This window comes from Pseudomonas sp. Ag1 (genome assembly GCF_000278565.1).
GTDB lineage: Bacteria > Pseudomonadota > Gammaproteobacteria > Pseudomonadales > Pseudomonadaceae > Aquipseudomonas.
This window is the reverse complement of the sequence record NZ_AKVH01000107.1, coordinates 226084-249693: the sequence shown is the minus strand read 5'-3', so window position 1 is coordinate 249693 and position 23610 is coordinate 226084. Positions and strand designations below refer to the sequence as shown.

Sequence of the window (23610 nt, the reverse complement as noted above, 5' to 3'; positions counted from 1 at the left end):
CATGTGAGAGTAGGTCATCGTCAAGATTAAATTCCAGAACCCCTGATTGCTTATGCAGTCAGGGGTTTTGTTTTGGGCGGTCGGAAAGTATGGCGAGCTTGCTGGCGAAAAACTCCAACGGTAACGCGGGCTACCTGATGCCACGCATTGGTCTAAATCCCCTCGTCCCAATCCCCCCTCGCGCGCACAAACGCTACTGAATCCCCCGACAAATTTGCACAGTTATTTCTGAACCAGAACACTAGAATAGGCACCTAATCTTTTTTAGAGTCCGAGCCCTATATGCCCGACCCGGTTGATACCCTTGAGGTGTCAGACTTACCGCTGGACGAACTGGTGGCATGCCATGAGTGCGACCTGCTGATGCGCAAGCCGGAGCTTGCCCGCGGTGAGAAGGCCCAATGCCCGCGCTGCGGCTACGAGCTGTACGCTCACCGCCACAACGTCGTTGAACGAAGCCTGGCGTTAGTGCTTGCGGCGCTATTGTTGTACGTCCCCGCGAACTTTTTACCCATCATGCAGCTCAATCTACTCGGGCAGTCCTCGCAGGACACCGTATGGACCGGCGTCGTCGGCCTGTTCGACACCGGCATGCAGGGCGTCGCCGTGGTGGTGTTCCTCTGCAGCATGGGCATTCCGTTGCTCAAGCTCCTGTGCCAACTGGCGGTATTGCTGAGCATTCGCTGGAACATCGGTCGCAGCTACGGCCTGCTGTTTTATCGCATTTACCACCACCTCAAGGACTGGGGAATGCTCGAGGTGTACCTGATGGGCGTGCTGGTGGCGATCGTAAAACTGGCTGACATGGCCACTATCACCGTAGGGCTCGGTCTGGCCTGCTTCGTCAGTCTGTTAATGGTCCAGATACTGCTGGAGGTGGTCATGTCACCTCACCAGATCTGGGAAGCGCTGTCAGGAGAGGATGCTCATGCGGGCGATTGATGCGGGCATTCTGATCTGTACCGAATGCCACGAACTAAACAAACAAGACCCGGACACCGACGAGCAAACCTGCACCCGTTGCGGCGCGCTGGTCCACGCCCGTCGTCCGAACAGCCTGACGCGCACCTGGGCGCTGCTGATCACGGCAGCCATCTTGTACATCCCGGCCAATTTGTTGCCGATCATGACCGTAAGCTCCCTGGGCCAAGGCGATCCGAGCACCATCATGTCCGGCGTGATCCAGTTGATGCAGCACGGCATGTTCCCGATCGCCGCTGTAGTGTTCATCGCCAGCATTCTGGTGCCCACCTTCAAGCTGGTGGGCATCGGCTTGTTACTGTTCTCGGTGCAGCGTCACCAGCCACTTTCCGCGCAACAACGCATTATCATGTACCGCTTTATCGAGTTCATTGGCCGTTGGTCCATGCTGGATATCTTCGTGATTGCCATCCTGGTGGCGGTCGTAAACTTTGGGCGACTTGCCAGTGTCGAGGCCAATCTCGGTGCCGTAGCGTTCGCCAGTGTGGTGATCTTGACGATGCTTGCCGCAGTAACTTTTGATCCCCGACTGATTTGGGATAACACGGAGTCGGACGACGACCATGAGTGATTTGCCTAAGGCTAAAACCCGCCCAGCTTCCAACTGGTCGGCCATTTGGGTGCTGCCCCTGATTGCCCTGATCATCGGTGGCTGGTTGGGATGGCGTGCGTACAACCAGCAAGGTATCGAGATTCAGGTACGCTTTGAAAGCGGCGAAGGCATCCAGGCCAACAAGACCGAAGTGGTCTACAAAGGCATGTCCGTGGGTAAGGTCAAAACCCTGGCCCTGGATGACGAAGGTAACAATCGCGGGGTGATTGCTACCATCGAGATGAACAAGGATGTGGAGCAATACCTCAAGACCAACACCCGCTTCTGGCTGGTAAAGCCAAGTGTCAGCCTGGCCGGGATCACCGGCCTGGAAACCCTGGTCTCGGGTAACTACATCGCCGCCAGCCCAGGCGATGGTGAGCCGACGCGCAAGTTCAAGGCCCTGTCCGAAGAACCGCCTTTATCCGACGCCAAGCCCGGCCTGCACCTGACGATCAAAGCTGATCGACTCGGCTCGCTGAACCGTGGCAGCCCGGTGTTCTACAAGCAGATCCAGGTCGGCCAGGTCAAAAGCTACCTGCTCTCCGAAGACCAGACCACCGTTGAAATCAAGGTCTACATCGAGCCGACCTACGCCAGCCTGGTGCGTAAACACACGCGTTTCTGGAACGCCAGCGGCATCAGCATCGACGCCAACCTTTCCGGCGTAAAAGTCCGCAGTGAATCCCTGGCCAGCATCGTTGCCGGCGGTATCGCCTTCGCCACGCCGGAGAACCGCAAGGACAGCCCACCGACGGACCCGAGCCTGCCGTTCCGCCTGTACGAAGACTTCGATGCAGCCGCGGCGGGCATCAAGGTCAAAGTCAAACTCACCGACTTCGAAGGCCTCCAGGCGGGCCGCACCCCGGTGATGTACAAAGGCATCCAGGTCGGCAGCCTGAAAACCCTGAAGATCGATCCGGACCTGTCCAGCGCCAATGCCGAGTTGACCCTCGACCCACTGGCCGAAGACTACCTCGTCCAGGACACCCAATTCTGGGTAGTCAAACCGTCTATCTCCCTGGCGGGCATCACCGGGCTGGAAGCGTTGGTCAAAGGTAACTACATCGCCATCCGTCCCGGCGACAAGGGCACCGCGCCACAACGGGAGTACGTCGCCCGGGCCAAGGCGCCGCCACTGGACCTGCGTTCCCCCGGCCTGCACATGGTGCTCTTCACCGACAACCTCGGTTCCCTGGATGTCGGCAGCCCGATCCTCTACAAGCAGGTCAAGGTCGGTTCCGTGCAGAGCTACCAGTTCTCCCGCAAGAACAAGCAACTGGTGATCGGCGTCCATATCGAGAAAGAATACGAAGGCCTAGTCAATGGTTCGACCCGTTTCTGGAATGCCAGCGGCGTGACCCTGACCGGTGGGCTTACCGGCGGCATCCAGGTGAAAAGCGAATCCCTGGCCAGCCTGATGGCGGGCGGTATCGCCTTCGAAACCCCGGAGCCGAATGTGCCGCTGAAAAAGCGCATCCCGCGTTTCCGTCTGTTCCCGGATCGCGAAGCCGCCAACCAGCACGGTACGTTGGTGACCATCAAGGTCGACCGCGCCGATGGCCTGCGCCCGGGTACGCCAGTGCGCTTCAAGGGCCTGGACGTAGGCAAGATCGAAAGTGTCGACCTGAGCGCCGACATGCAATCGGTGCTGCTCAGCGCGCGTATCACCCAGGTGGCCGACCGCATTGCACGGGCCGGCAGTCAGTTCTGGGTGGTCAAGCCTGAACTGGGCCTGATGAAAACGTCGAACCTGGAAACCCTGGTGACCGGCCAGTACATTGAAGTACAGCCAGCGACCAAAAGCATCGGCCCACAGAAGAGTTTCGTCGCGCTGGACAAGCCGCCAGAAGCCGTTCATCAGGAGGAGGGCCTGAGCCTGGTACTCAGCGCCGCACGCCGTGGCTCGTTGAAGGAAGGCGTTCCGGTCACTTACCGCGAAGTCACCGTAGGCAAAGTTACCGGCTACGAGCTGGGCCAGACCGCCGACCGTGTGCTGGTTCACATCCTGATCGAGCCCAAGTACGCGCCTCTGGTGCGCAGTGGCAGCCGGTTCTGGAACACCAGCGGCTTCGGGCTCGACTTCGGCTTGTTCAAGGGCGCGACTGTTCGCACGGAGTCCCTGGAGACCCTGGTCGCCGGCGGCATCGCCTTTGCCACGCCGGACGGCGAGCGTATGGGCAACGCTGCACGGCCCCAGCAGACCTTCCCGCTGTTCGACAAGTTTGAAGATGAATGGCTGACCTGGGCCCCTAAAATCCCACTCGGCAAATAGACCGAGGCGCGGCCTTCGCGAGCAAGCCCGCTCCCACATTTGACCCAGTTCCCATTGAAGGAACCCGATTGAATGTGGGAGCGGGCTTGCTCGCGAAGAGGCCCTCAAGAACACCAAAAAAAGGCCGCGATCCAGAAGATCGCGGCCTTTTTGCATTTCAGCGCAACTGATTAAACCTCATCCAGCTCCGGCTCATCCGCCTGCACATTCACCGTTGCCTTCACCACATCGTGACGACGGATGTACTTCCAGTCCGCCTCATCAATGTAGATCCCGTTCGGCCCGCTGCCGCCTTCCAGGTCGATTGCCACCTGGGCGGAAACCTGCGGCTTCACACTCGCCAGAATCGGCACGAAGCCCAGTTGCAAGCTGGTCTCCAGCAATGCCGCCTGGTTCTTCTCATCGATGTCCGCGGCTTCATCGAGGTAGTACGGCAGGCGCACACGACCGGCCTGGTCGCGGTCCATCAAGTGCAGCAACAAATACATGTTGGTCAGCGCCTTGATGGTCATGGTGGTGCCGTTGGAGGCGGCGCCATCGATGTCGGTGTGAATGATCGGCTGGCCGTTGACCTTGGTGATCTCGAACGCCAGTTCGAACAAGTCCTTGAGGCCCAACTGGTTATGGTTGGCCGCAACCAGGCGCGCCAGGTATTCCTTGGCTTCCTCGTTCTTGTTGTCCTGCTCGGCGCTCTGGCTCAGATCGAACACCGACAGGGTTTCGCCTTCTTCATACTGACCGGCACTGTGGATGATCTGGTCGATATGCTTGAGGGCTTCCTTGTTCGGCGCGAGCACGATGCGGAAGCTCTGCAGGTTGGACACCTGGCGCTTGTTGATCTCACGGTTGAACAACGCCAACTGGTGCTCAAGGCTGTCATAGTCGCTGCGGATATTGCGCAAGGTGCGCGCGATATCCGTGACCGCCGCCCGCCGGGCCTTGCCCAGGGTCAGGGCTTCATCGGTACGGTGCGCGTAAGCGTTGATCAGCAGGTGCAGGCGGCGCTCCATATCGTCTTCACTGTCGAACTTGGCCACGCCCTTGAGGCGCACCTGTGCGTACAGCGCGTCGATCTGGCCATCAGCGCGCAGCAGGCCTTGCCAGCTGTCCTGGTAGTCATTGAGCAGCGGCAGCAGGTTGTCCATGGAATCGTCGACCGGGTCCATGAACGGCGTACCAAACGGCAAGTCTGCCGGCAGCAACTGGCGACGACGCAATGCGTCATCCAGGGTGCGCTGCTTGGCTTCCATATCACCAATCTGCCGGCCTACCAATTGCAGCTTGGCCGACAGTTGCTGGACGCGCTCGGTAAACGCATCGCTGGAGCGTTTCAATTCGTCCTGGGCCGCTTCCATCTGCGCCAGGCTTTCCAGCTTCTCGCCTTCCTCGGCGCTCAGGGTTTGTGCACGGCGGAAATCTTCCAGCGCCTTCTGCGCGTCCAGTACCTGTTGGTAAAGCGCTTCAGTCTGGGTCTTGCTCGCCGCGCGGTCGGCCGCCACGGCTTGCTGGGTTTTCAGTTGCTTGAGTTCTTTTTCCAGACGCTCTTTCTGGTCGCGCAACGCGGCGCGGTCAGCCAGTGCCTGCAACGCCGGTGGCTCGATGTGCGAGATGTCGATGGCCAGCCCCGGCACTTCAAAACGCTCGCCCTTGAAGCCATCAAGGATCTGCTCCAGGGATTTCACCCACAGGCCGTCCTCGTCCAGCGTGATGCCATGCTCACCCAGCGGCAAGCTGAACAGCGAACTGTTGAACAGGCGCATCAGACGCTCGACATCCTGCTGCGAGAATTCTTCCCGCAGCTTGGCGTAGCTGTTGTTGTCGGCGTGATCGAGTTGCTGCTTCACCGACTTCAGGCGTTTTTCCAGGTCCCGCAGACGTTCATCCAGATCCTCGGCGCTGAACTGACGCGACTGCGCCAAGGCCCCGGCCAGTTCATCGTGAGCATCCTTGGCGGCCAGCAGTTGCTGCTCCAGCACCTTGACGTCATCCACCAGCGCGAAGCGGTGCTTGAGCACTGACAGCTCACCCAGCCAGCGCTGAATCCCGCTGATTTCCCGCTCCAGGCGCATCAGCTCCTGAGTGCCGCCGCGCTGGTCGTTCTGCAGCGAATCCTGCTCGTTGCGGTAATGCTCGGCCTGGATCGTCAGTTCTTCCTTGCGCGCACTGGCGTAGTCCGACCAGGTGCCCAGCAACGAATCCAGCAGCGGTGACAGGCGATGCAGCTTGCCCCGCAGAATGTCCCGCTGCTTCACGCCGTTGGCCAAGGCTTCTACCAGAGGGCCGGCAGCCACCAGCGAGTTGTAGTCCTGCTCCATGCGTCGTACATCGCGGAAGGCTTCTTCGCACGCCGCGATGTAATCGACACTGCCGGAACGCAGGCTGTGTTCGAACGCATCCAGAAACAGCTGCTTCAACTTGGCCGCGGTGATTTCCCGCATGTGCAGCAAATTGATAAACAGCGCGCGGAAGGTCTTCAGGCTCTGCTCGCTGGTGGAGCGCAGCGGAATCAGGGTCAGGTCCAGCGGGATCGACGTATGGCCGCCCACCAGCAAACGCCGCAGCTCATCGGGCTTGAGCTCATAGGCTTTCAGGCCTTCGCGCTCAAGGTTGGTGAACAGCTCTTTCTGGCGCAGGCAGGTGTCGTTCTTCTGGTAGTGCGCCAGGTCCAGCTTGCCGGCGTAGGCAAAGAACTGGTGACCGAAACCACCGCCCGGGCCGCGACCGACCACGCCGATCACGTGCGGGCCATGGGGAAGCGAGACTTCCACGAGGATGTAGCTGGTGTCGGTGGCAAAGTAGAAACGCCGGGATTGCTCCAGGGTGTACTTGCCGAAACTCATGTCCGACATGCGCGCCAGAATCGGGAACTGCAAGGCGTTGATCGACGCCGATTTGCCAAGGTTGTTCGCGCCGTACACCGACAGCGGTTCTTCCAGCGGGAACAGGCCCAGGCTGTAACCGGCGGTGTTCAAAAGGGCGAAGCGGCGAATGCCGTAGCGTTCCTTGCTCATGCGTCGGTCTCCTGTTCTTCTGCAATGGCGCGGGCCAGGGCGTCTTCTTCGCTTTCTTCTGCAAAGTCACTCAAGTCCAGCGGGTCATCGGTCTTCAGCAGTTTTTCATCGCTGTCTTCGTCGATGATCACCGGGGCCGGCAACGGCAATACGCTGTGGATGCTCGCGGCCAGGTCGCGGTCTTGCTGGACCGAGAGGCACACATCGAGGAAGCGGTGCATCGGCGGCAGGAAGCGGTAGATGCCGTTCTCTTCACCGGCAAAACCCAGCTGGGTCATGCGGCGCATGATTTTTTCTTCCAGTTCCTCGACGGTCTGCACTTCGGCCTGGATAAACAGGTCGCGGTACTTTTCCAGCAACGACGGCAGTTCGTCACGGCCCAGGCTGCCACCGTCGAGCACGGCGATCGGATCGCGGCCCTGGTCGGCCAGGTGCTCGACGATGATGAAGGTGAACAACGCCAGGCGCTGGGCGGTCTTGTTGACCTGCGCGGCGGCCACGGCCGAGTCCGGCACGAAGTAGTAGAAACCTCGCGTGTCGCACACCAACTCAAAGCCCAGGGCCTTGAACAACGTGCGGTACTGGTCCTGGAAGTTCGACAGTTGGGCGTACAGCTCCGGGTCGCGGCGGCTGACGTGGTAACCCTTGAACAGCTCGCGAAAGATCGGCGCCAGCTGGGACAGTTCGGATAGATCAAGATGCATGAGGGGTGCTCGCAGAATTCCCGGCCGTATCAATACTGGCTGGAAGCAGGGCGAATGAGCGCAGGCTGACCTGGTGCTCGTGAGTGTGGTAATCCCGTCGTTCCAGACGTTCACGCTTGAAGCGTTTTTCCCGCGACAGGCGTGAGAACCAGTACAGCAACTCGTCGGTTGCGCCGTCCGGTTCCTGCTCCAGCAGCCAGGTCATCAGGTCCGGCATCGGCAGCGCGTCTTCACAGCGCTCGAGCATTTCCTTGACCGTGCGCGGTGCGCGAGGGGCTTCGCCCTTGTGGGATTTATGCGCCTTGGGGAAACGCGCCGGCTTCGGTTCGAAGTTGGCCAGGGCGTACACGTAGGCTTCGACCTGGCTGGCACTGCCAAGAAAGGTGCTTTGCGGCCGGGTGAACATCGGCATCGCCGCTTGCGGCACCGCGTCCAGGCCCTTGCGGCGAATCGCCGACAAGGCCAGCGCCGCGCCCCGGGTCACGGCATTGTGCCGGCGCGCTTCTTCCCGCAACGGCAGCAGCAGTTCCCGGGCGTGACGCAAGGTCAGTTGGGCGCTGGTCTGCATTTCGAGGATGCGCGCGTGGGTGCGCAGCAGCATGTCGTCGTCCACCAGGTGGCCGAGGCGCTGCTGCTCGGTGAGCATGCGCAACAGTACGTTTTCCACCTTGCGCACGCCTTGTTCGAAGGCGCCGTCGGCGTTCACCAGTTGAATCATCGGCTCGACGTATTCGTCCCAGGTCGCCAGTACTTCGGCGTAGCGCTGGCGCAACGGGATCTGCCGGTCGCTGGTCTTGGCGCGATCGGCCACGGCAGCGAGGGCCTGTTCGTCGTTGGCGAGTTTTTTCAGCACGTCGCGCACGCGCATGTCCAGCAGGCGCAGTTGGCGCGCCAGGTCATGGCCGTCGCGGATGTCGAAGGCGTCCTGGATATAACCCGCCAGGCGCTCAAGGTGGCGCAGGTAGGCTTCGATTTCCAGGCACAGGCCTAGCCGGTGCTCCTTGCGAAGATACGCCAGGAAGTCGTGGATCTGTGCGTTGAGCTCGAAACGGTTCGGGCTCTTGGCGACAGGCACCAGGATATCCAGGCGAATCCACACGTCCAGCAGGCTGGTGATGTCCTGTGGCGTGCTGTCCAGTTGTTGGGCGGCCAGCTGGGCGCGCAGTTCGCTGAGGCTCAGGGTGCCTTGGTCGAAGTGTTCGCACAGTGGCTCAAGCAGGGCCCAGTGTTCGGCGAGGGCGCGCAAGACGCGCTTGGGTTCGATCATCGGAATGGCCGGCTGGTTAGCGATTAAAAGCAGCGATTGTACTGCATCGGTGCCGGGATTTATCCACAGCCGGTCGTGAGGCGCTCACCGGAGCGATCAACTGCGGGCGATCTTCGTCGAAGGGCGGTAGAATCCCTGTTCTTTAGTTATCCACAAGTGGCCGACCTTTGCTTATCGAGTCCCGACGTCGCGCTTACTTGACCGCCATGCAGGTGGTCAACTGGCTGCCGCGCACTGAATTACCGTTCGCCGCCCCTTCGCGGCCCGAGCTGCTGGAGGCCCCGGAACCGTTCGAGGCTTTCGAGCCTTCGGGTGAGGAGGCGGCTGCGCCGGTGCCGCTGGTCAAGCCCGTGGCAGAAACCCCGGTGGTCCGGCCAAAGGTCGAAGTGCCGCGCCCGTCGCCGGTGGCCAAGCCGGTCGTCGCCGAAGAGGCGCCTGCCGTGGTCAAGGCTCCGGTCGTACCGCCGCCACGCTTTGCCCTGCAACTGCTGCGGGCCGGGCGATGCCTGCTGCTGGTGGAGTTACCCACAGGCGAGCGCTTCCAGGCCCGCGACCCGGCCTATCTGCTGCTCAAGGACATGTTGCGCGCCGCCGGCCTGCCCGACAGTCCGCAAATCGTTGGCGAGCCGGTGCGCTGGCCGCTGCTGGCCCGGGGCACCATGGACCAGGGCCCGGAAGCTGCACGGGATTTTGTGCAAGGTTTTGTCTCGGCGCGCCTGGAAGACGAACCCTGCGTGTGCCTGTGGCTGATCGGCCTGCCCGCCGTGCGTTTTGCCGGCGAAGCGAATGCCGAGGCCTGGTACCGCGAACTGCAGGTCGAAGGCCTGGGCTCCGTCTGGGCCCTGCCGGGCCTGGAACTATTAATGGAAGAGCCACAGCGTAAGGCTGATGTCTGGCAAGCCATGCGCCGGCTGATGGCGCGCTGGAAAAGTACCGATGAGTGAAGCTTTATCCTTCCGCCCGATGACCGAGGCGGACCTCGACGCTGTACTGAAGATCGAATACGCAGCGTTCAGCCACCCCTGGACCCGCGGGATTTTTCTCGACGGGCTGGGCAAATACCAGATCTGGCTGATGTTCGAAGGTGAGCAGCAGGTGGGTCACGGGGTGGTGCAGATCATCCTCGATGAAGCGCATTTGCTGAACATCACCGTCAAGCCGGAAAACCAGGGCCGTGGCCTGGGCTTGAGCTTGCTGGAGCACCTGATGTCCCGGGCCTACGAGGCCAAGGCGCGGGAATGTTTCCTGGAAGTGCGCGACAGCAACACCGGCGCGTTCCGGCTGTACGAGCGTTATGGTTTCAACGAAATTGGCCGTCGGCGGGATTATTACCCCGCCGTCGGTGGCCGCGAAGATGCGGTCGTGATGGCCTGCACCCTGGTCGACTAAACACAGGGCCCAATGTGGGAGCGGGCTTGGTGGGAGCGGGCTTGCTCGCGAAGGCGATGGTCCAGTCGCCAGATGTAATGACTGACACACCGCCTTCGCGAGCAAGCCCGCTCCCACATTCAGTTCGGCAGGGTGTCAGCGGTTGCCGTCTACTGGATCGATATCGGCCAACTCGGCCTCATCCAGGCCATTGCCGCCGCCGATCTCGTCTTCATCGACGATACTCAAATCGTAATCCGCCGGATGGTCTTCACCTGCTTCCTGCGCATCCCGCGCGCCATCCTCATGGATCAGCGTTTCCGGGCTCATGTCATCATCGGTTGAGTCATGATCGTCAGTGGAAGCACCGGTCATCCCGGCTTCGCGCACCCGTTCGTCGGGCATCAGGTGCTCACGCTCCCGAGGCGGAATTTCGTCGCCGATTTCCGCAGTCGGCTCCTCCTTGTCAAAATCCAGCTCGCGCATTTCGCCCATGCGATCTTCGTTGTCATCAATCGGTTCCGGCTGTGTAGCGCCGTAGGGACGTCGTGATTCAGTCATGGCGATTCCTCATACTGTGGGGCTTATAGTGTGTGGACAGGCATGGCTCCCCAAGATTCAAGAAATTGCCGCCGGCTATCTTTATTGTTGGCGTGACCCGGACGGGCGGTCGAGTGTCAAAACTGCGCATCATTCCTGAGGCTTTCCCTGATGAACGAACTACAAGACTTGCTTGATAACAACGAACGCTGGGCGGATGCGATCAAACAGGAAGATCCCGAATTCTTCGCCAAGCTCGCCCGCCAGCAAACCCCGGAATACCTGTGGATCGGCTGTTCCGACGCCCGCGTGCCGGCCAACGAGATCGTCGGCATGCTGCCTGGCGACCTGTTTGTGCACCGCAACGTGGCCAACGTGGTATTGCACACCGACCTCAATTGCCTGTCGGTGATCCAGTACGCAGTCGACGTGCTCAAGGTCAAACACATCCTGGTGACCGGCCACTATGGCTGCGGTGGCGTACGCGCCTCGATGCAGGACAACCAGTTGGGCCTGATCGACGGCTGGCTGCGCACCATCCGTGACCTGTACTACGAAAACCGCGACGTGCTGGCCCAGTTGCCCACGGAAGAGGAACGCGTAGACCGCCTGTGCGAACTGAACGTGATCCAGCAGGTGGCCAACGTCGGCCACACCAGCATCGTGCAGAACGCCTGGCACCGCGGGCAGAGCCTGTCGGTTCATGGCTGCATTTACGGGATCAAGGACGGCCGCTGGAAAAGCCTGAACACCACCATCAGTGGCTTCGAGCAATTGCCGCCGCAATACCGCCTGCGCCCGCTGGGTGCGGTCTAAGGGCTTTTGCGTTCGCGCCACTGCTCCATGAATTGCTGACCCTCGGGATTCAACGGCTCCTTCATGCCGGTGATCCAGCCCCGACAGTTGAGCTCGCCGCACTGGCAGCGAAACTGTCGGAACAATACGTCCTCGGTGTGGGCGTAATCCATGGTCAGCAGGGCACCGGCGGGAATGGGCTGAACGGACCACAGTTCCAGGTACGTCATGTCGAGAAACGCGTTCGGGTTGCACGAGTGCGAAATCAGGCCACTGAACCACGGGTCGTACAAGTGGATACGCGAGGACATCTGCACCGTATGCAGGCGCCGCTCATTCAATGCGTAGCCGGACACCCTGGCGATGCACATACGGCTGTCAAAGGTGACGCGGGTCTTGACTCCGTCGCCTGAACCGTCTCGGGTACGCACCACTTCATAGTCGCGAGCGCGGGGGTAGCCGTGTTCGGCGAGGGCGGTCGCGAACGGGTAAAGACACTTGCTCACAGCGGTTTTAGCCTTGTCCATGGCTTGAGTTTTCATGACTCTCCAGGAGGGGCTGCATCGACCTGCCGGTGGTGTCTTGACTGCCAGTCTTGCAGCGGATGGGCGCGGCTCAAGACTCGCTTAAGTGGGAGCCAATTTCTACTGTCAAATCTGACAGTAGAAATTGGCTATCTTTTATGTAGGAAAACGCCCTTCTGGCAGCCTGCTTCAGAGCGCCGGTGCTTCAATCGCCGGTTCTGGCACTGCGCTTTTCAATTGCCTCAGCTGGGTCTTGATCGCCGGCTGGGCACACTTGGCGTTCGCTTGATCGGGCGTCAGCTCGCGGATAGAGGTGTAGAACAGTTCGCAGGTCTGCTCCTTGCGCGTTACCTGCCAGGTGTTCATGCAGCCTTTGAGCTGCACATTCGGATCGCTGGCGGGCTTCTGGCCCATCGAGGCCTGCCAGCAGGCGGCGCTCAAGTCCTGGCCCATCACCTTCAAACCGGCCTCGTCGGCCTTTTGCTCGTCACCGTCGTAGGTGTCGGGGTTGGCGGCATACCAGATGTAGCTCGGGTGATTGGCACCCAGTACGGCGACCTGGCTCCCGACGGCCGGGCTGATTTGCGCCAGGCCCAGTACGGCAACGGTTTGCCCGTATTGCTGCTTGATCCAGCTGCGCACCGGCGCGCCGAAGGCCACCATCGGCAACGCGCCGCCCGCGTGCTGGCTCAGCTCCTTGACCATCCGGGTCTGATAGTCGGTGAAGTAACCGTACACACCTTCCAGGTCCTTGCCCGCCGTGGCAGGGGCGGCGATCGGGGCGATGTCGATGATGGTCTGGTATTCCGGCGTCTGGGTCGCCGGGATGCCATTGGCCGTGAGCAAGGTCGCCCAGCGGTCGGTGGTGGCCGACTCCAGGTAGTCCTGGAAGTGGGTCAGGGAATAATCCGGCGGGAAGTGCAGCAGCTCGATGCTCTTGCGGTTTTCCAGGGCCATGCCCAGCGGCAGGAACAGGTACCAGTTGAACTGCCATTTGCCATCACCATTGAGTTTGCTGGCGCCCTGGTAAGCCAGGTCGGCGGTATCGAGCAAGGTGGTCAACGGCTGGCCATAACCGTCTGGCACACCGCTGAACGTGGCCAGCACCTGGTCATGCTCGGTCTTGACGCTGACTTTGGCCCGGCTGTAACCGTCGCGTTGCAGGCTCTGGTTCAGGTAGTGCTCGACGGTCTGTTCCAGCGTCCAGGGACGAAAACAGATGACGCTGCAATTGTTCGGGTACGCGAACAACTGGGTGACCCGTTGCGGGGTACCCAGCGGTACGGTGATATCAGCCTGTACGACCGCACTCAAGGTCAGTGCGGCCAGGGTGAAGGACAACCTGGTGAGTTTGAACATGGATGGTTCCCTGTCAGCGAAAGCCCGTCTGCGCGGGGTGAATGCCCACCCTCACACAGTAGCGGTTGACCGGGAAAAGCGCGTAGAAAAACTGCGCGCTTGTCGCTTTTGAGCAAGTGCGTCTACACCTTGAAGTGCAGGGCGTTGGTCAGGTCACCCATGGGTTTCTGGCCGCGCGCGGTCATGGCATCGTCACGCTGCTTGAGCCCGTCGAGGGTTTCCAGCTGGAACACCCGGGTGATCAGACGCAGGATCGACGCGGTGTCGTAGACGGTATGGTCCACCGTGCCCTTGCGCGCGAACGGCGAGACCACCAGTGCCGGAATCCGCGTGCCCGGGCCCCAACGATCGCCTTTTGGCGGTGCAACGTGGTCCCACCAGCCGCCGTTTTCATCGACGGTGACGATCACCACCATGTTCTTCCACTGCGGGCTTTCCTGCAGCACCTTCAAGGCGCGGGTGATATGCCGGTCGCCCGAAGCGACGTCGGCGTAACCGGCGTGCATATTCAGGTTGCCCTGGGGTTTGTAGAAGGTCACCGCAGGCAGCTTGCCGGCCTGGGCATCGGCGAAGAACTTGTTGGTGCTGGCGTCATCCCCCAGGCCGCCATCGCGCAGGCGTTTATTGCGCTCAGCCGGGTTTTCCGGGCCTTGCTGCTTGAAGTAGTTGAAGGGCTGGTGGTGGTACTGGAAGTTCGGAATCTTCGGAATGCCGCCCGAGTCCTTGAACTGATCCAGCGTTGCTTGCCACGCACCGGCGTACCAGGCCCAGTCGACGTTCTTTTTCGACAGTTTGTCGCCGATGTGCTCGTGGGTTTGTGGCACCAGCACGTTAGGCAAGTCGGGCTTGGAGTAATCCGGGCGCTCGGGGTCGCGAATCCAGGTAGGCCAGTAAGGCGGGGCCAGGGTGTTCACGCCGAAACCGTCCGGGGTCAGTGCGCTGGGGCCGAATTGCGGCGGGCCGGTCATGGCGCTGGCCGGGGACTTGTCCAGAGGCTTGAGGCGCGGGTCGGTCGGGTCGTCGCTTTGCAGCGTGGCGATCTGTGCCTTGGCCACCGATTGCGCAGCGTTTGGGTACACCGGCGGGGTGGCGCTGATCAGGTATTGGTGGTTGAGGAACGAGCCGCCAAACGCGCCCTGGAAGAAGTTATCGCAGAGCACAAACTCCTTCGCCACGTCCCACAAGCGCAGGGCGTAACGGCTCTGGGCGTAATGGCCCATCAGCAGGCCGCCGGAGTCGCCCCAGGCGACGAACGCATCGTTTTTACCGCCATTGATCTGCATCTGGTTCTGATAGAACACATGCCACAAATCCCGGGTCACCAGGCTCAGGGGCTGGTCTTCGCCGTTCGGGCCCTTCAAGGCGTAGGGGGCGTTAGGCAGGTTTTCCTGGTATTGCACTTCGCTGGGGTAGGTCACGCCATCGACGGTCTGCGGGCCGATTTGCAACACGCCGCCCCAGGTCGGGGGCAGGGTGCTCAGCAGGCTGCCGTCGCGGTCGCGCTGCTGATAGTCCGCAGGGGCGAGGGCCGACAATGGTTTCTCGACCCCGGGGAAATCCGCAAACAGGTTGTTGAAACTGCGGTTTTCGGCGTAGATCACCACCACGGTTTTAACCTGTTCGTGCAAGGCCTTGTCCAGCTCTTGCGGCGTCAGCGGGCGATCCACCGGCTTGCCGGGTGCCTCGCTGGTATTGCCGCAGGCACTCAGGGTCGCACCCACGCCCAGCACGGCCGCGCCTCCCAGGAAGCGCCGCCGGCTGGTGTCGACTGGCGGTTTGGCTTCAATGTCTTGGGAAGGGCGGTCTTTGTGCTCGTCGCTCATTGCGGGGAGTCCATGCAGGTTAGTTGTTGCAATATGTTTCGCCGGAACGGTAGCAATGGAATGTGACGGAACGAAGACAGCGGTGTGATCATGTGGGCATGCTTCCTGATCCCAAGCACTGCTAGACTGGCCCGATATTGCATACCGCAGAGGTGCCCCATGAAACCTTCAACTGCCCTGGATCTCAAGAGGGCTGCCGTGCGTGAAGTAGTAGGACGTTTCCATACCTCCAACCCAAGGGTGTTTGGGTCCGTTTTGTTGGGGACTGATAAAGACGGCAGTGATCTCGATTTACTGGTTGATGCGCTACCGGGAGCGACCCTTTTTGACCTTGGTGGGCTGCAGGTGGAGTTGGAAGACTTGCTCGGGGTAAACGTCGATTTGCTGATGCCTGGCGATCTGCCTCTGAAGTTTCGTGCTCAAGTCTTGGCTGAGGCCCGGCCCGTATGATCTCAAATCGGATTGGCGACTACCTGGAGCACACGCCAGGCATCGTCCGACGCGATCACCTTTGTCGAAGGGGTGAGCAAACCTGAGTTTTTTGAAGACAAGCGTACCCAACAAGCCGTGATCATGAGTTTGATCATCATCGGCGAAGCGTCGACCAAAATAATGGATCAACATCCAGAGTTTGCAGCCGCCCAACCGCAGGTGCCTTGGCGCAGTATGCGCGGGATGCGCAACCGGATTGCCCATGGTTACTTCGACATAAATCTTGAAGTGGTATGGGACACGGTTCAGCACGCGCTACCTGAGCTGCTGAACAACCTGCCAGCCGCACCCGCCTGAAGAGCGGGTGCAGCTTCAGATAATTAAGGCATCACCGGCGGCAAATATTTAAGCGTCGTGCCCAACGCCCACAGCAGGAACAACACCAGCGGCGTATGCACCAGCAACTGCACAAACGAAAAGCCGATCAAGTCCCGCGCCTTCAACCCCAGCACGCCCAGCAGCGGCAGCATATAGAACGGGTTGATCAGGTTAGGCAGCGCTTCGGCGGCGTTGTAGATCTGCACCGCCCAGCCGAGGTGATATTCCAGGTCGTTGGCGACCTGCATCACGTACGGCGCCTCGATGATCCACTTGCCGCCGCCCGAAGGAATAAAGAAGCCCAGCACCGCCGAGTACACGCCCATCAACAGCGCGTAGGTGTCGTGGGACGCAATCGAGGTGAAGAAGGTCGAGATATGGTGCGCCAGGGTCGCGCCGTCACTGCCTTTCACCACGGTCATCAGCGCGGCAATCGAGCCATATAGCGGGAACTGGATCAGCACCCCGGTGGTGGTGGGTACCGCACGGGCCACCGCATCGAGAAAACTGCGCGGACGCCAGTGCAGTAGGGCACCGACCATCAGGAACAGGAAGTTATAGGTGTTCAGCCCCGAGATCGCGCTGATCGCCGGCTTGGTCGAGAATTCATGGAACAACCAACCGGCGGCCAGCAACGCCAGCAGGATGGTCAGCAACGGGCTGTGCTCCAGCCACTCGCCCGGACGGGTCGGCGGTTGCGGCTTGGGCATGTTGAAGGCCGGGTCGATACCGCAAGCCTTGGCGTCACGGGCGGAGTTCGGCCCGGGCGCGGTGGCGTAGGCGATGATCAGCGACACCACGATCAGCGCCAGCAACAGCACGCCGGACTGCCACAGAAAGATGGTGTCGGTGAACGGGATCATCCCGGTGATCGACAGGATCGACGGCGGCAAACTGGCCGGGTTGGCCTGCAACTGCGCCGCCGACGACGACAGCCCCAGCGCCCAAACGGCACCCAGGCCGAGGTAGGCCGCAGCACCGGCCGCGCGGTAATCCATGCGCAAATCCGTACGCCGGGCCAGCGCACGCACCAGCAAACCACCGAACACCAGGGACAGGCCCCAGTTGAGCAACGAGGCGACCATCGAAATCAGCGCCACCCAGGCCACGGCAGAACGGCCGTTCTTCGGGATGCGCGCCAGGCGGTCGATCAACTTTACGGCGGGCGGGGAGCTGGCGACCACGTAACCGCCAATCACCACAAAGGCCATTTGCATGGTGAACGGGATCAAACTCCAGAAACCGTCACCAAACGCCTTGGCGGCCTCGGTCGGCGCGGCGCCCATGCCCAGGGTCGCCACGGCGACAATGATCACGGCGAGGGCGGCAAACACCCAGGAGTCCGGAAACCAGCGCTCGGCGAAGTTTGAACAACGCAGGGCGAATCGGGCGTAGCGGCTGTCTTCGATAGCATCGGCCACGTTCAGTACCTCTATTTGTATTTATTATGGGGGGCGGCAGTTTTGCTGCATGTTCCTCTACGGCTATTCATTTGGGAATGTAGTTATCTTCATTGATCAATGAGTAAAGCAAATATATCCAGCGTGATTGCCATCACCGGGCCCAGCTCATAACCTGCAGGCCATTTTGTTTGTCTGCCGAGCTTTTCCATGACTGCCACCTCTTATCCACAGGCGCAGCGTTTCTCCCGCTCCGACTACAAAACCCTGGGCCTGGCTGCCCTGGGCGGGGCCCTGGAAATCTACGACTTCATCATCTTCGTATTTTTCGCGCTGACCCTCAGCCAGCTGTTCTTCCCGCCGGAAATGCCCGAGTGGCTGCGCCTGCTGCAAAGCTTCGGCATCTTTGTCACCGGCTACCTCGCGCGCCCGCTGGGCGGAATCCTGATGGCACACTTCGCCGATCACCTGGGGCGCAAACGAGTGTTCAGCCTGAGCATCCTGATGATGGCGCTGCCGTGCCTGCTGATCGGCATCATGCCCACCTACGCACACATCGGTTATTTCGCACCGTTGATCCTGCTGGCGCTGCGCATCCTCCAGGGTGCGGCAGTGGGCGGGGAAGTGCCCAGCGCCTGGGTGTTTGTCGCCGAACACGCTCCGGACAACCATCGTGGTTATGCCCTGGGCTTCCTCCAGGCCGGGCTGACCTTCGGCTACCTGCTCGGCGCGCTGACCGCGACACTGCTGGCGCAAGTCTTCACCCCGGCCGAAATCCTCGACTACGCCTGGCGCTTCCCGTTCCTGCTCGGCGGCGTGTTCGGCGTGATCGGTGTCTGGCTGCGGCGCTGGCTCAGCGAAACCCCGGTGTTCCTGCAAATGCAGGCCCGTCGCCAGGCCGGCGCCGAACTGCCGCTGCGTACCGTCCTGCGGGAACATCGCAGCGCGCTGCTGCCGGCGATGATCCTCACCTGCGTGCTCACCTCGGCCGTCGTCGTACTGGTGGTGATCACCCCGACCATGATGCAGAAAACCTTCGGCATGAGCCCCAGCCACACCTTCGCCCTGAGCGCGTTGGGCATCGTGTTCCTGAATATCGGTTGCGTGTTGGCCGGGCTGCTGGTGGACCGCATCGGCGCCTGGCGTGCGGTGTTGGTCTATAGCCTGCTGCTGCCGGTGGGGATTGCCGTGCTCTATGCGAGCCTGATTGCCGGTGGCGTGTGGCTGGGCGCAGCGTATGCAATTGCCGGCTTGAGTTGCGGGGTGGTGGGCGCGGTGCCGTCGGTGATGGTCAACCTGTTCCCGGCGCAGGTGCGGGTGTCGGGGATTTCCTTCACCTACAACATTGCCTATGCGCTGTGGGCGAGTACCACGCCGCTGATGTTGATCGCGTTGATGCCGACCAGCCCGTGGATCTGCGTGGGGTATTGCGTGGTGGTGGGCGCGGTGGGCGCAGTGAGTGCGGCGCATTTTGGCAAGCGCCTACCCACCTGATCGTTCCCACGCTCTGCGTGGGAACGCCTCACTGGACGCTCCGCGTCCGCTCGTGTGACGCGGAGCGTCACGGATGCATTCCCACGCGGAGCGTGGGAACGATCATTACGTCAGGAAGTGCCACATCAGCAGCGTGCCCACCAGGCCCACCACCGACACAATGGTCTGCAACACCGACCACACCCAGATCGTCTGCTTCAGTTGCAAGCCGAAGTATTCGCGCACCATCCAGAAGCCGGCATCGTTGACGTGGCAGAAGAACACCGAGCCGGCACCAATCGCCAGGGCGACCAGTGAGCTTTGCGTCGCCGCCAACCCCGCCATCATCGGCGCCAGGATGCCCGCCGTTGTCGTGGTGGCGACGGTCGCCGACCCCGTGGCCTGACGCAGCGCCACCGCAATCAACCAGGCCAGCAACAGGTACGGCATGTGCGCGCCTTCGGCCACCTTGCTGATGGTCTGGCTCACGCCGGCATCCAGCAGGGTTTGCTTCAACCCGCCACCGGCGCCGATGGTCAGCAACAGCACCGCGATCGGCGCCAGCGCCTTGCGCAGGGTGTTGCCGACATCGGCCCGCGGCATGCCGCTGGCCCAGCCCAGGCAGATCACCGCGGCAATCACCGCCAGGCCCAGCGCGATCAACGGCTCACCGAGGAACTTCAAGGTCAGTGCCACCGGGCTTTCCGGCGACATGGCAACCTTGGCCAGGGTGCTGCCGAGCATCAGGATCACCGGCAACAGGATGATCAGCAGCGACACACCAAAACTCGGCTGGCGCGGCGCCTTGGGCGGAGCACTGAACAGCGCGCCAATGTCGGCCGGCTCATCCACGTGCATGCGCTTGGACAGCCAGTTGCCGTACAACGGGCCGGCCAGAATCACGGCCGGTACCGCCAGGCAGAAGCCCAGCAACATGGTCAGGCCCAGGTCGGCGTGCAACGCGCTGACCGCAATCAGCGGCCCCGGATGCGGTGGCATCAAGGCGTGCAGGGTGGTCATCCCCGCCAGCGCCGGAATTGCGATTTTCAGCAGCGGCTGGTTCGAACGCTTGGCCATCACGAAGATGATCGGCACCATCATCACCAGGCCCACTTCGAAGAACAGCGGCAGGCCAATCACCATCGCCACCAGCGCCATCACCCACGGCAATGACTTGCCCTTGCCCAACCCCAGCAGGGTGGTGGCGATACGGTCGGCAGCGCCGGATTCGGCCATCAACGCGCCGAGCATCGAGCCCAGGGCAATGATGATCCCGGCTTCACCGAGGATCGCCCCGGCGCCTTTGCTGAAGGCCTTGGCCACTTCTTCCGGCGGCAAGCCCGCGCCGACACCGGCGATAAACGTACCGATCAGGATCGACAGGAAGGGCGGCAGCTTGGTCGCGCTGATCAACACAATGATGCTGGCGATGGCCAGTAATACGCAGAACATGAGGCGGGTGTCGTGAACCATCCACGCGGCAGTCGATAACTCCAAAACGGGACTCCTTATCGAACAGGTTGGCTAATATGTTTCTTTTTGTTTCCTGCTCGAAAAGCATACCTGATACAACGGTTCCAGAGCGTTCATGTTCAATTTTGGTGCGTATGGCTTAACGCTCAGCTGACGGCGAGATGACAATTTTGCAACTCGTGCCGGTGGTTTTGGCCTATAGCTCTATGATCAACCGGACGACCACCCACGAGGATATTTCATGAGCGCAGGACACAGCCACGCCCAGGTACGCGCCGGCCACGAACGGCTGTTATGGATCGCATTGGCACTGACCGGCAGCTTTATGATCGCCGAGGTGATCGGCGCCTTTATCACCGGCAGCCTGGCGCTGTTGTCCGATGCCGCGCACATGATGACCGACGCCCTGGCGCTAGGGATTTCCCTGGTGGCGATCCAGGTCGCCAAGCGCGCCGCCGACCGCAAGCGCACCTTCGGCTATGCGCGTTTCGAGATCCTGGCGGCAGCGTTTAATGCGCTGCTGCTGTTCGGCGTGGCGTTCTACATCCTGTATGAGGCGTATCAACGCTTGCAGGCGCCCGCCGAGATCCAGTCCACCGGCATGCTGGTGATCGCGGTGCTGGGGCTGGTGGTCAATCTGATTTCCATGCGATTGCTGAGTGCGGCCAGCGGCGAAAGCCTGAATGTGAAGGGCGCTTACCTGGAGGTCTGGAGCGACATGCTCGGCTCCATCGGCGTGATCATCGCGGCGCTGGTGATCATGTACACCGGCTGGGGCTGGGTGGATTCGGTGGTGGCGGCAGCGATTGGCTTCTGGGTGTTGCCCCGCACTTGGACGCTGCTCAAGGAAAGCATGAACGTGCTGCTGCAAGGTGTGCCGGATGGCATCGATATCGACAAGGTGGAGCAGGCGATTCGCGGCGTTCCCGGGGTCAAGGACGTGCACGACCTGCATATCTGGGCCCTCACCAGCGGCAAAAATGTGCTGAGTACTCATCTGGTGGCGGATTCGGCGCAAGGCAGCGAGCAACAGATCCTCAGCCAGGTGACGGAGTTACTGCATGAACAATTCGATATTTCCCACGCCACGATCCAGATCGAGGGCGAAGGTTTTCAGCATGACGAGCACGACGAGGTGCACGCCTGACCGTCACTCACGGTCTTCCAGCACATAACCCACGCCGCGCAAGGTATGGATCAACTTGCGCTCGAACGGGTCATCGATCTTCGCCCGCAGGCGGCGGATCGACACTTCCACCACATTGGTGTCGCAATCAAAGTTCATGTCCCACACGAACGAGATAATTTGCGTGCGCGACAGCACCACGCCGCTCTGGCGCATCAGCAGGTGCAGCAGGGCGAACTCCTTGGTGGTCAGGTCGATGCGCTGCAAACCGCGAAACGCCCGGTGGCGGCCCTGATCCAATTCCAGGTCGGCCACCCGCAACACATCCGGCACCGGCGAATGCACGCTGCGGCGCATCAAGGTGCGCACCCGCGCGAGTAATTCGGGGAACTCAAACGGCTTGACCAGGTAATCATCGGCGCCCAGGTCCAGGCCCTTGATCCGGTCGGCGAGGCGGCCCTGGGCGGTCAGCATCATGATGCGGGTGCTGCTGTTCTGGCGGATGCGTTGCAGCACGTCCCAGCCATCCATCAACGGCAAATTCACGTCGAGCATCACCAGGTCGTAGGCGTGCTGGCGAGACAAATGCAGGCCGTCGGCGCCGGTGGCGGCACAGTCGACGATATAGCCACTTTCGCTCAATCCCTGATGTAGATAATCGGCGGTTTTAGGTTCGTCTTCGATAACCAGAATACGCATGTCGAGGATCCCGCTGGGCAGTGGAAAAGTTGCCCGGAGCTTAAAGCAAAAGCCCGCGCCAGAGCCGTTGCTAACGGATTTGTAATGTTCTGGCCACTCCTCTGATAAGTACCGAAAGTTACATTGCCCACCTGTTAATTCATGGGCATGGAACTCTTGTTATGCCAACTTTTGTCCGCACGTTTATCGGCGCTTCGGTGCTGTTGCTGATGACGGTCCAGGGCGCAAACGCGCAAACCCTGACCCTCGAATCGGCCCTGCAAGCCGCCTTCGCCAACAACCCCGACATGGCCGCTGCGCAGTGGGAAATCGACATCGCCCAAGGCGGTCGCCAGCAGGCCGGTTTGATCCCGAATCCGGTGGCCTCCTGGGACGCCGAAGACACCCGCCGCAACTCGCGCACCACCACCGTAAAACTGAGCCAAACCCTGGAGCTGGGTGGCAAGCGCGGCGCCCGGATTGATGTCGCCACCCGTGCCCAGGAGGCGGCCGCACTCACCCTGGAACAGCGCCGCAACGGTCTGCGAGCGGAGGTCATCGACGGTTACTACGGCGCACTTCGCGCCCAGGAACGCCTCGACCTGGCCCAGCGCTCATTGGCATTGGCCGAGCGCGGCCTGGTGGTGGCCAATGGTCGCGTCACCGCCGGCAAAACGTCCCCGGTGGAAGCCACCCGCGCCCAGGTGCAACTCTCGGAAATCCGCCTGGAATTCAACCGCGCGCAGATGGGCCTGAGCGATGCCTACCGGCGCCTCGCGGCCAGTACTGGCGCGGCCAGCACCGATTTCCAGGCCGTCGCCACCCAAGCCCAGGCCGCCCCGGCATTACCGTCGCCCACGCAGTTGCTGGGGCGCCTGGAACAGACCGCCGAACTGCGCCTGGCCGAGCTGCAAATCGTCCAGGGCGAAGCGGCCCTGGGCCTGGAAAAAGCCCAGCGCATTCCCGACCTCGACGTGTCCATCGGCAGCCAATACGACGCCAGCGTGCGCGAGCGGGTCAACGTGGTGGGCGTTTCGATGCCAATCCCGCTGTTCAACCGCAACCAGGGCAACGTGCTGGCCGCGAGTCGCCGCGCCGACCAGGCCCGCGACCTGCGCAACGCTGCCGAACTGCGCCTGCGCACCGAAACCCGCCAGGCCCTGGACCTTTGGCAAACCGCGAATACCGAAGTGCGCTCGTTCAACCAACAGATCCTGCCCGCCGCCCAAAGCGCGGTGGACAGCGCCACCCGCGGTTTCGAGATGGGCAAGTTCAACTTCCTCGACGTACTCGACGCCCAGCGCACCTTGATTGCGGCCCGCACCCAATACCTCGCGGCGACAGCCCAGGCCACCGAAGCCTGGGTGCGCATCGAACGGATTTACGGCGACCTCGCCCGGTTTTGATTTTT

The 23610-nt window shown here is 61.4% G+C and carries 21 protein-coding genes; 11 read left to right on the top strand and 10 right to left on the bottom strand.

All coding sequences use genetic code 11. The features are described from left to right. Positions 1 to 282 precede the first annotated feature (282 nt). The 3 genes from A462_RS08490 to A462_RS08500 are packed head-to-tail and all read left to right on the top strand — an operon-like array spanning position 283 to position 3848. Entirely contained in the window at positions 283 to 942 is a 660-nt protein-coding gene (locus tag A462_RS08490) for a paraquat-inducible protein A (protein WP_008437533.1), read from the top strand. Then, the gene (locus A462_RS08495) at positions 929 to 1552 is read left to right on the top strand and encodes a paraquat-inducible protein A (RefSeq protein ID WP_003214366.1); all 624 of its coding nucleotides are present in this window, start codon (positions 929 to 931) and stop codon (positions 1550 to 1552) included. The genes A462_RS08490 and A462_RS08495 overlap by 14 nt, the downstream gene beginning before the upstream one ends. Further along, a complete protein-coding gene (locus A462_RS08500; protein ID WP_003214369.1) occupies positions 1545 to 3848 on the top strand; it encodes a PqiB family protein in 2304 nt (767 codons plus the stop codon). The genes A462_RS08495 and A462_RS08500 overlap by 8 nt, the downstream gene beginning before the upstream one ends. A gap of 170 nt (positions 3849 to 4018) precedes the next feature. Here A462_RS08500 and mksF read toward each other — a convergent pair whose 3' ends face one another. From mksF to mksB, 3 genes are read right to left on the bottom strand one after another with little or no spacing between them, the layout of a single operon-like run. After that, a complete protein-coding gene (gene mksF, locus A462_RS08505) occupies positions 4019 to 6859 on the bottom strand; it encodes an Mks condensin complex protein MksF (protein WP_008437530.1) in 2841 nt (946 codons plus the stop codon). Beyond that, a complete protein-coding gene (mksE, locus tag A462_RS08510; RefSeq protein ID WP_003214375.1) occupies positions 6856 to 7563 on the bottom strand; it encodes an Mks condensin complex protein MksE in 708 nt (235 codons plus the stop codon). The genes mksF and mksE overlap by 4 nt, the downstream gene beginning before the upstream one ends. Continuing rightward, positions 7553 to 8830 carry an Mks condensin complex protein MksB gene (mksB, locus tag A462_RS08515; RefSeq protein ID WP_003214377.1) on the bottom strand — a complete coding sequence of 426 codons (1278 nt, stop codon included), beginning with the start codon at positions 8828 to 8830 and terminating at the stop codon, positions 7553 to 7555. The genes mksE and mksB overlap by 11 nt, the downstream gene beginning before the upstream one ends. A gap of 206 nt (positions 8831 to 9036) precedes the next feature. Between mksB and A462_RS08520 the strand changes: the two genes are divergently transcribed. Both A462_RS08520 and rimI read left to right on the top strand, forming a co-directional pair. Beyond that, entirely contained in the window at positions 9037 to 9774 is a 738-nt protein-coding gene (locus A462_RS08520) for a hypothetical protein (RefSeq protein WP_003214379.1), read from the top strand. Then, the gene (gene rimI, locus A462_RS08525; RefSeq protein ID WP_003214382.1) at positions 9767 to 10219 is read left to right on the top strand and encodes a ribosomal protein S18-alanine N-acetyltransferase; all 453 of its coding nucleotides are present in this window, start codon (positions 9767 to 9769) and stop codon (positions 10217 to 10219) included. Before A462_RS08520 ends, rimI begins: the two co-directional genes overlap by 8 nt. 135 nt (positions 10220 to 10354) lie before the next feature. On the opposite strand, the gene A462_RS08530 is transcribed toward rimI, so the two are convergent. Next, positions 10355 to 10759, bottom strand: coding sequence for a hypothetical protein (locus A462_RS08530; protein ID WP_003214383.1), 405 nt, complete (start codon positions 10757 to 10759; stop codon positions 10355 to 10357). Positions 10760 to 10909: 150 nt separating this feature from the next. On the opposite strand from A462_RS08530, the gene can reads away from it, so the two are divergent. Continuing rightward, on the top strand, positions 10910 to 11554 hold the full coding sequence (can, locus tag A462_RS08535) for a carbonate dehydratase (protein WP_003214385.1): 645 nt from the start codon (positions 10910 to 10912) through the stop codon (positions 11552 to 11554). Here can and A462_RS08540 read toward each other — a convergent pair. The 3 genes from A462_RS08540 to acpA all read right to left on the bottom strand — a co-directional run bounded on the left by A462_RS08540 (position 11551) and on the right by acpA (position 15239). Next, positions 11551 to 12075, bottom strand: coding sequence for an SET domain containing protein (locus tag A462_RS08540; RefSeq protein ID WP_032899640.1), 525 nt, complete (start codon positions 12073 to 12075; stop codon positions 11551 to 11553). The genes can and A462_RS08540 overlap by 4 nt on opposite strands. A 171-nt stretch (positions 12076 to 12246) precedes the next feature. Beyond that, positions 12247 to 13416, bottom strand: coding sequence for a hypothetical protein (locus A462_RS08545; RefSeq protein WP_003214388.1), 1170 nt, complete (start codon positions 13414 to 13416; stop codon positions 12247 to 12249). 122 nt (positions 13417 to 13538) lie between these two features. Then, positions 13539 to 15239 carry an acid phosphatase gene (gene acpA / locus A462_RS08550; protein WP_008437519.1) on the bottom strand — a complete coding sequence of 567 codons (1701 nt, stop codon included), beginning with the start codon at positions 15237 to 15239 and terminating at the stop codon, positions 13539 to 13541. Positions 15240 to 15398: 159 nt separating this feature from the next. Between acpA and A462_RS08555 the strand changes: the two genes are divergently transcribed. Then, positions 15399 to 15689: a nucleotidyltransferase family protein gene (locus tag A462_RS08555; RefSeq protein ID WP_008437516.1), complete on the top strand. Its 291-nt coding sequence runs from the start codon at positions 15399 to 15401 to the stop codon at positions 15687 to 15689. A gap of 12 nt (positions 15690 to 15701) precedes the next feature. Further along, complete coding sequence (locus A462_RS08560; protein ID WP_008437514.1) at positions 15702 to 16028, top strand: HepT-like ribonuclease domain-containing protein; 327 nt, start codon at positions 15702 to 15704, stop codon at positions 16026 to 16028. A 23-nt stretch (positions 16029 to 16051) separates the two neighbouring features. On the opposite strand, the gene A462_RS08565 is transcribed toward A462_RS08560, so the two are convergent. Then, positions 16052 to 17470, bottom strand: a complete 1419-nt coding sequence (locus A462_RS08565) for a short-chain fatty acid transporter (protein ID WP_008437512.1) — start codon at positions 17468 to 17470, stop codon at positions 16052 to 16054. A 189-nt stretch (positions 17471 to 17659) separates the two neighbouring features. Here A462_RS08565 and A462_RS08570 point away from each other — a divergent pair, with 189 nt between their 5' ends. Further along, positions 17660 to 18943 carry an MFS transporter gene (locus A462_RS08570; RefSeq protein ID WP_008437510.1) on the top strand — a complete coding sequence of 428 codons (1284 nt, stop codon included), beginning with the start codon at positions 17660 to 17662 and terminating at the stop codon, positions 18941 to 18943. Positions 18944 to 19048: 105 nt separating this feature from the next. Here A462_RS08570 and A462_RS08575 read toward each other — a convergent pair whose 3' ends face one another. Next, a complete protein-coding gene (locus A462_RS08575) occupies positions 19049 to 20419 on the bottom strand; it encodes a GntT/GntP/DsdX family permease (protein ID WP_008437508.1) in 1371 nt (456 codons plus the stop codon). A 217-nt stretch (positions 20420 to 20636) separates the two neighbouring features. On the opposite strand from A462_RS08575, the gene A462_RS08580 reads away from it, so the two are divergent. Further along, complete coding sequence (locus A462_RS08580) at positions 20637 to 21542, top strand: cation diffusion facilitator family transporter (protein ID WP_008437507.1); 906 nt, start codon at positions 20637 to 20639, stop codon at positions 21540 to 21542. Positions 21543 to 21545: 3 nt separating this feature from the next. Here A462_RS08580 and A462_RS08585 read toward each other — a convergent pair whose 3' ends face one another. After that, entirely contained in the window at positions 21546 to 22220 is a 675-nt protein-coding gene (locus tag A462_RS08585) for a heavy metal response regulator transcription factor (RefSeq protein WP_008437506.1), read from the bottom strand. Positions 22221 to 22381: 161 nt separating this feature from the next. On the opposite strand from A462_RS08585, the gene A462_RS08590 reads away from it, so the two are divergent. Beyond that, positions 22382 to 23605: a TolC family protein gene (locus tag A462_RS08590; protein WP_008437505.1), complete on the top strand. Its 1224-nt coding sequence runs from the start codon at positions 22382 to 22384 to the stop codon at positions 23603 to 23605. The last annotated feature ends 5 nt before the right edge of the window (positions 23606 to 23610 follow it).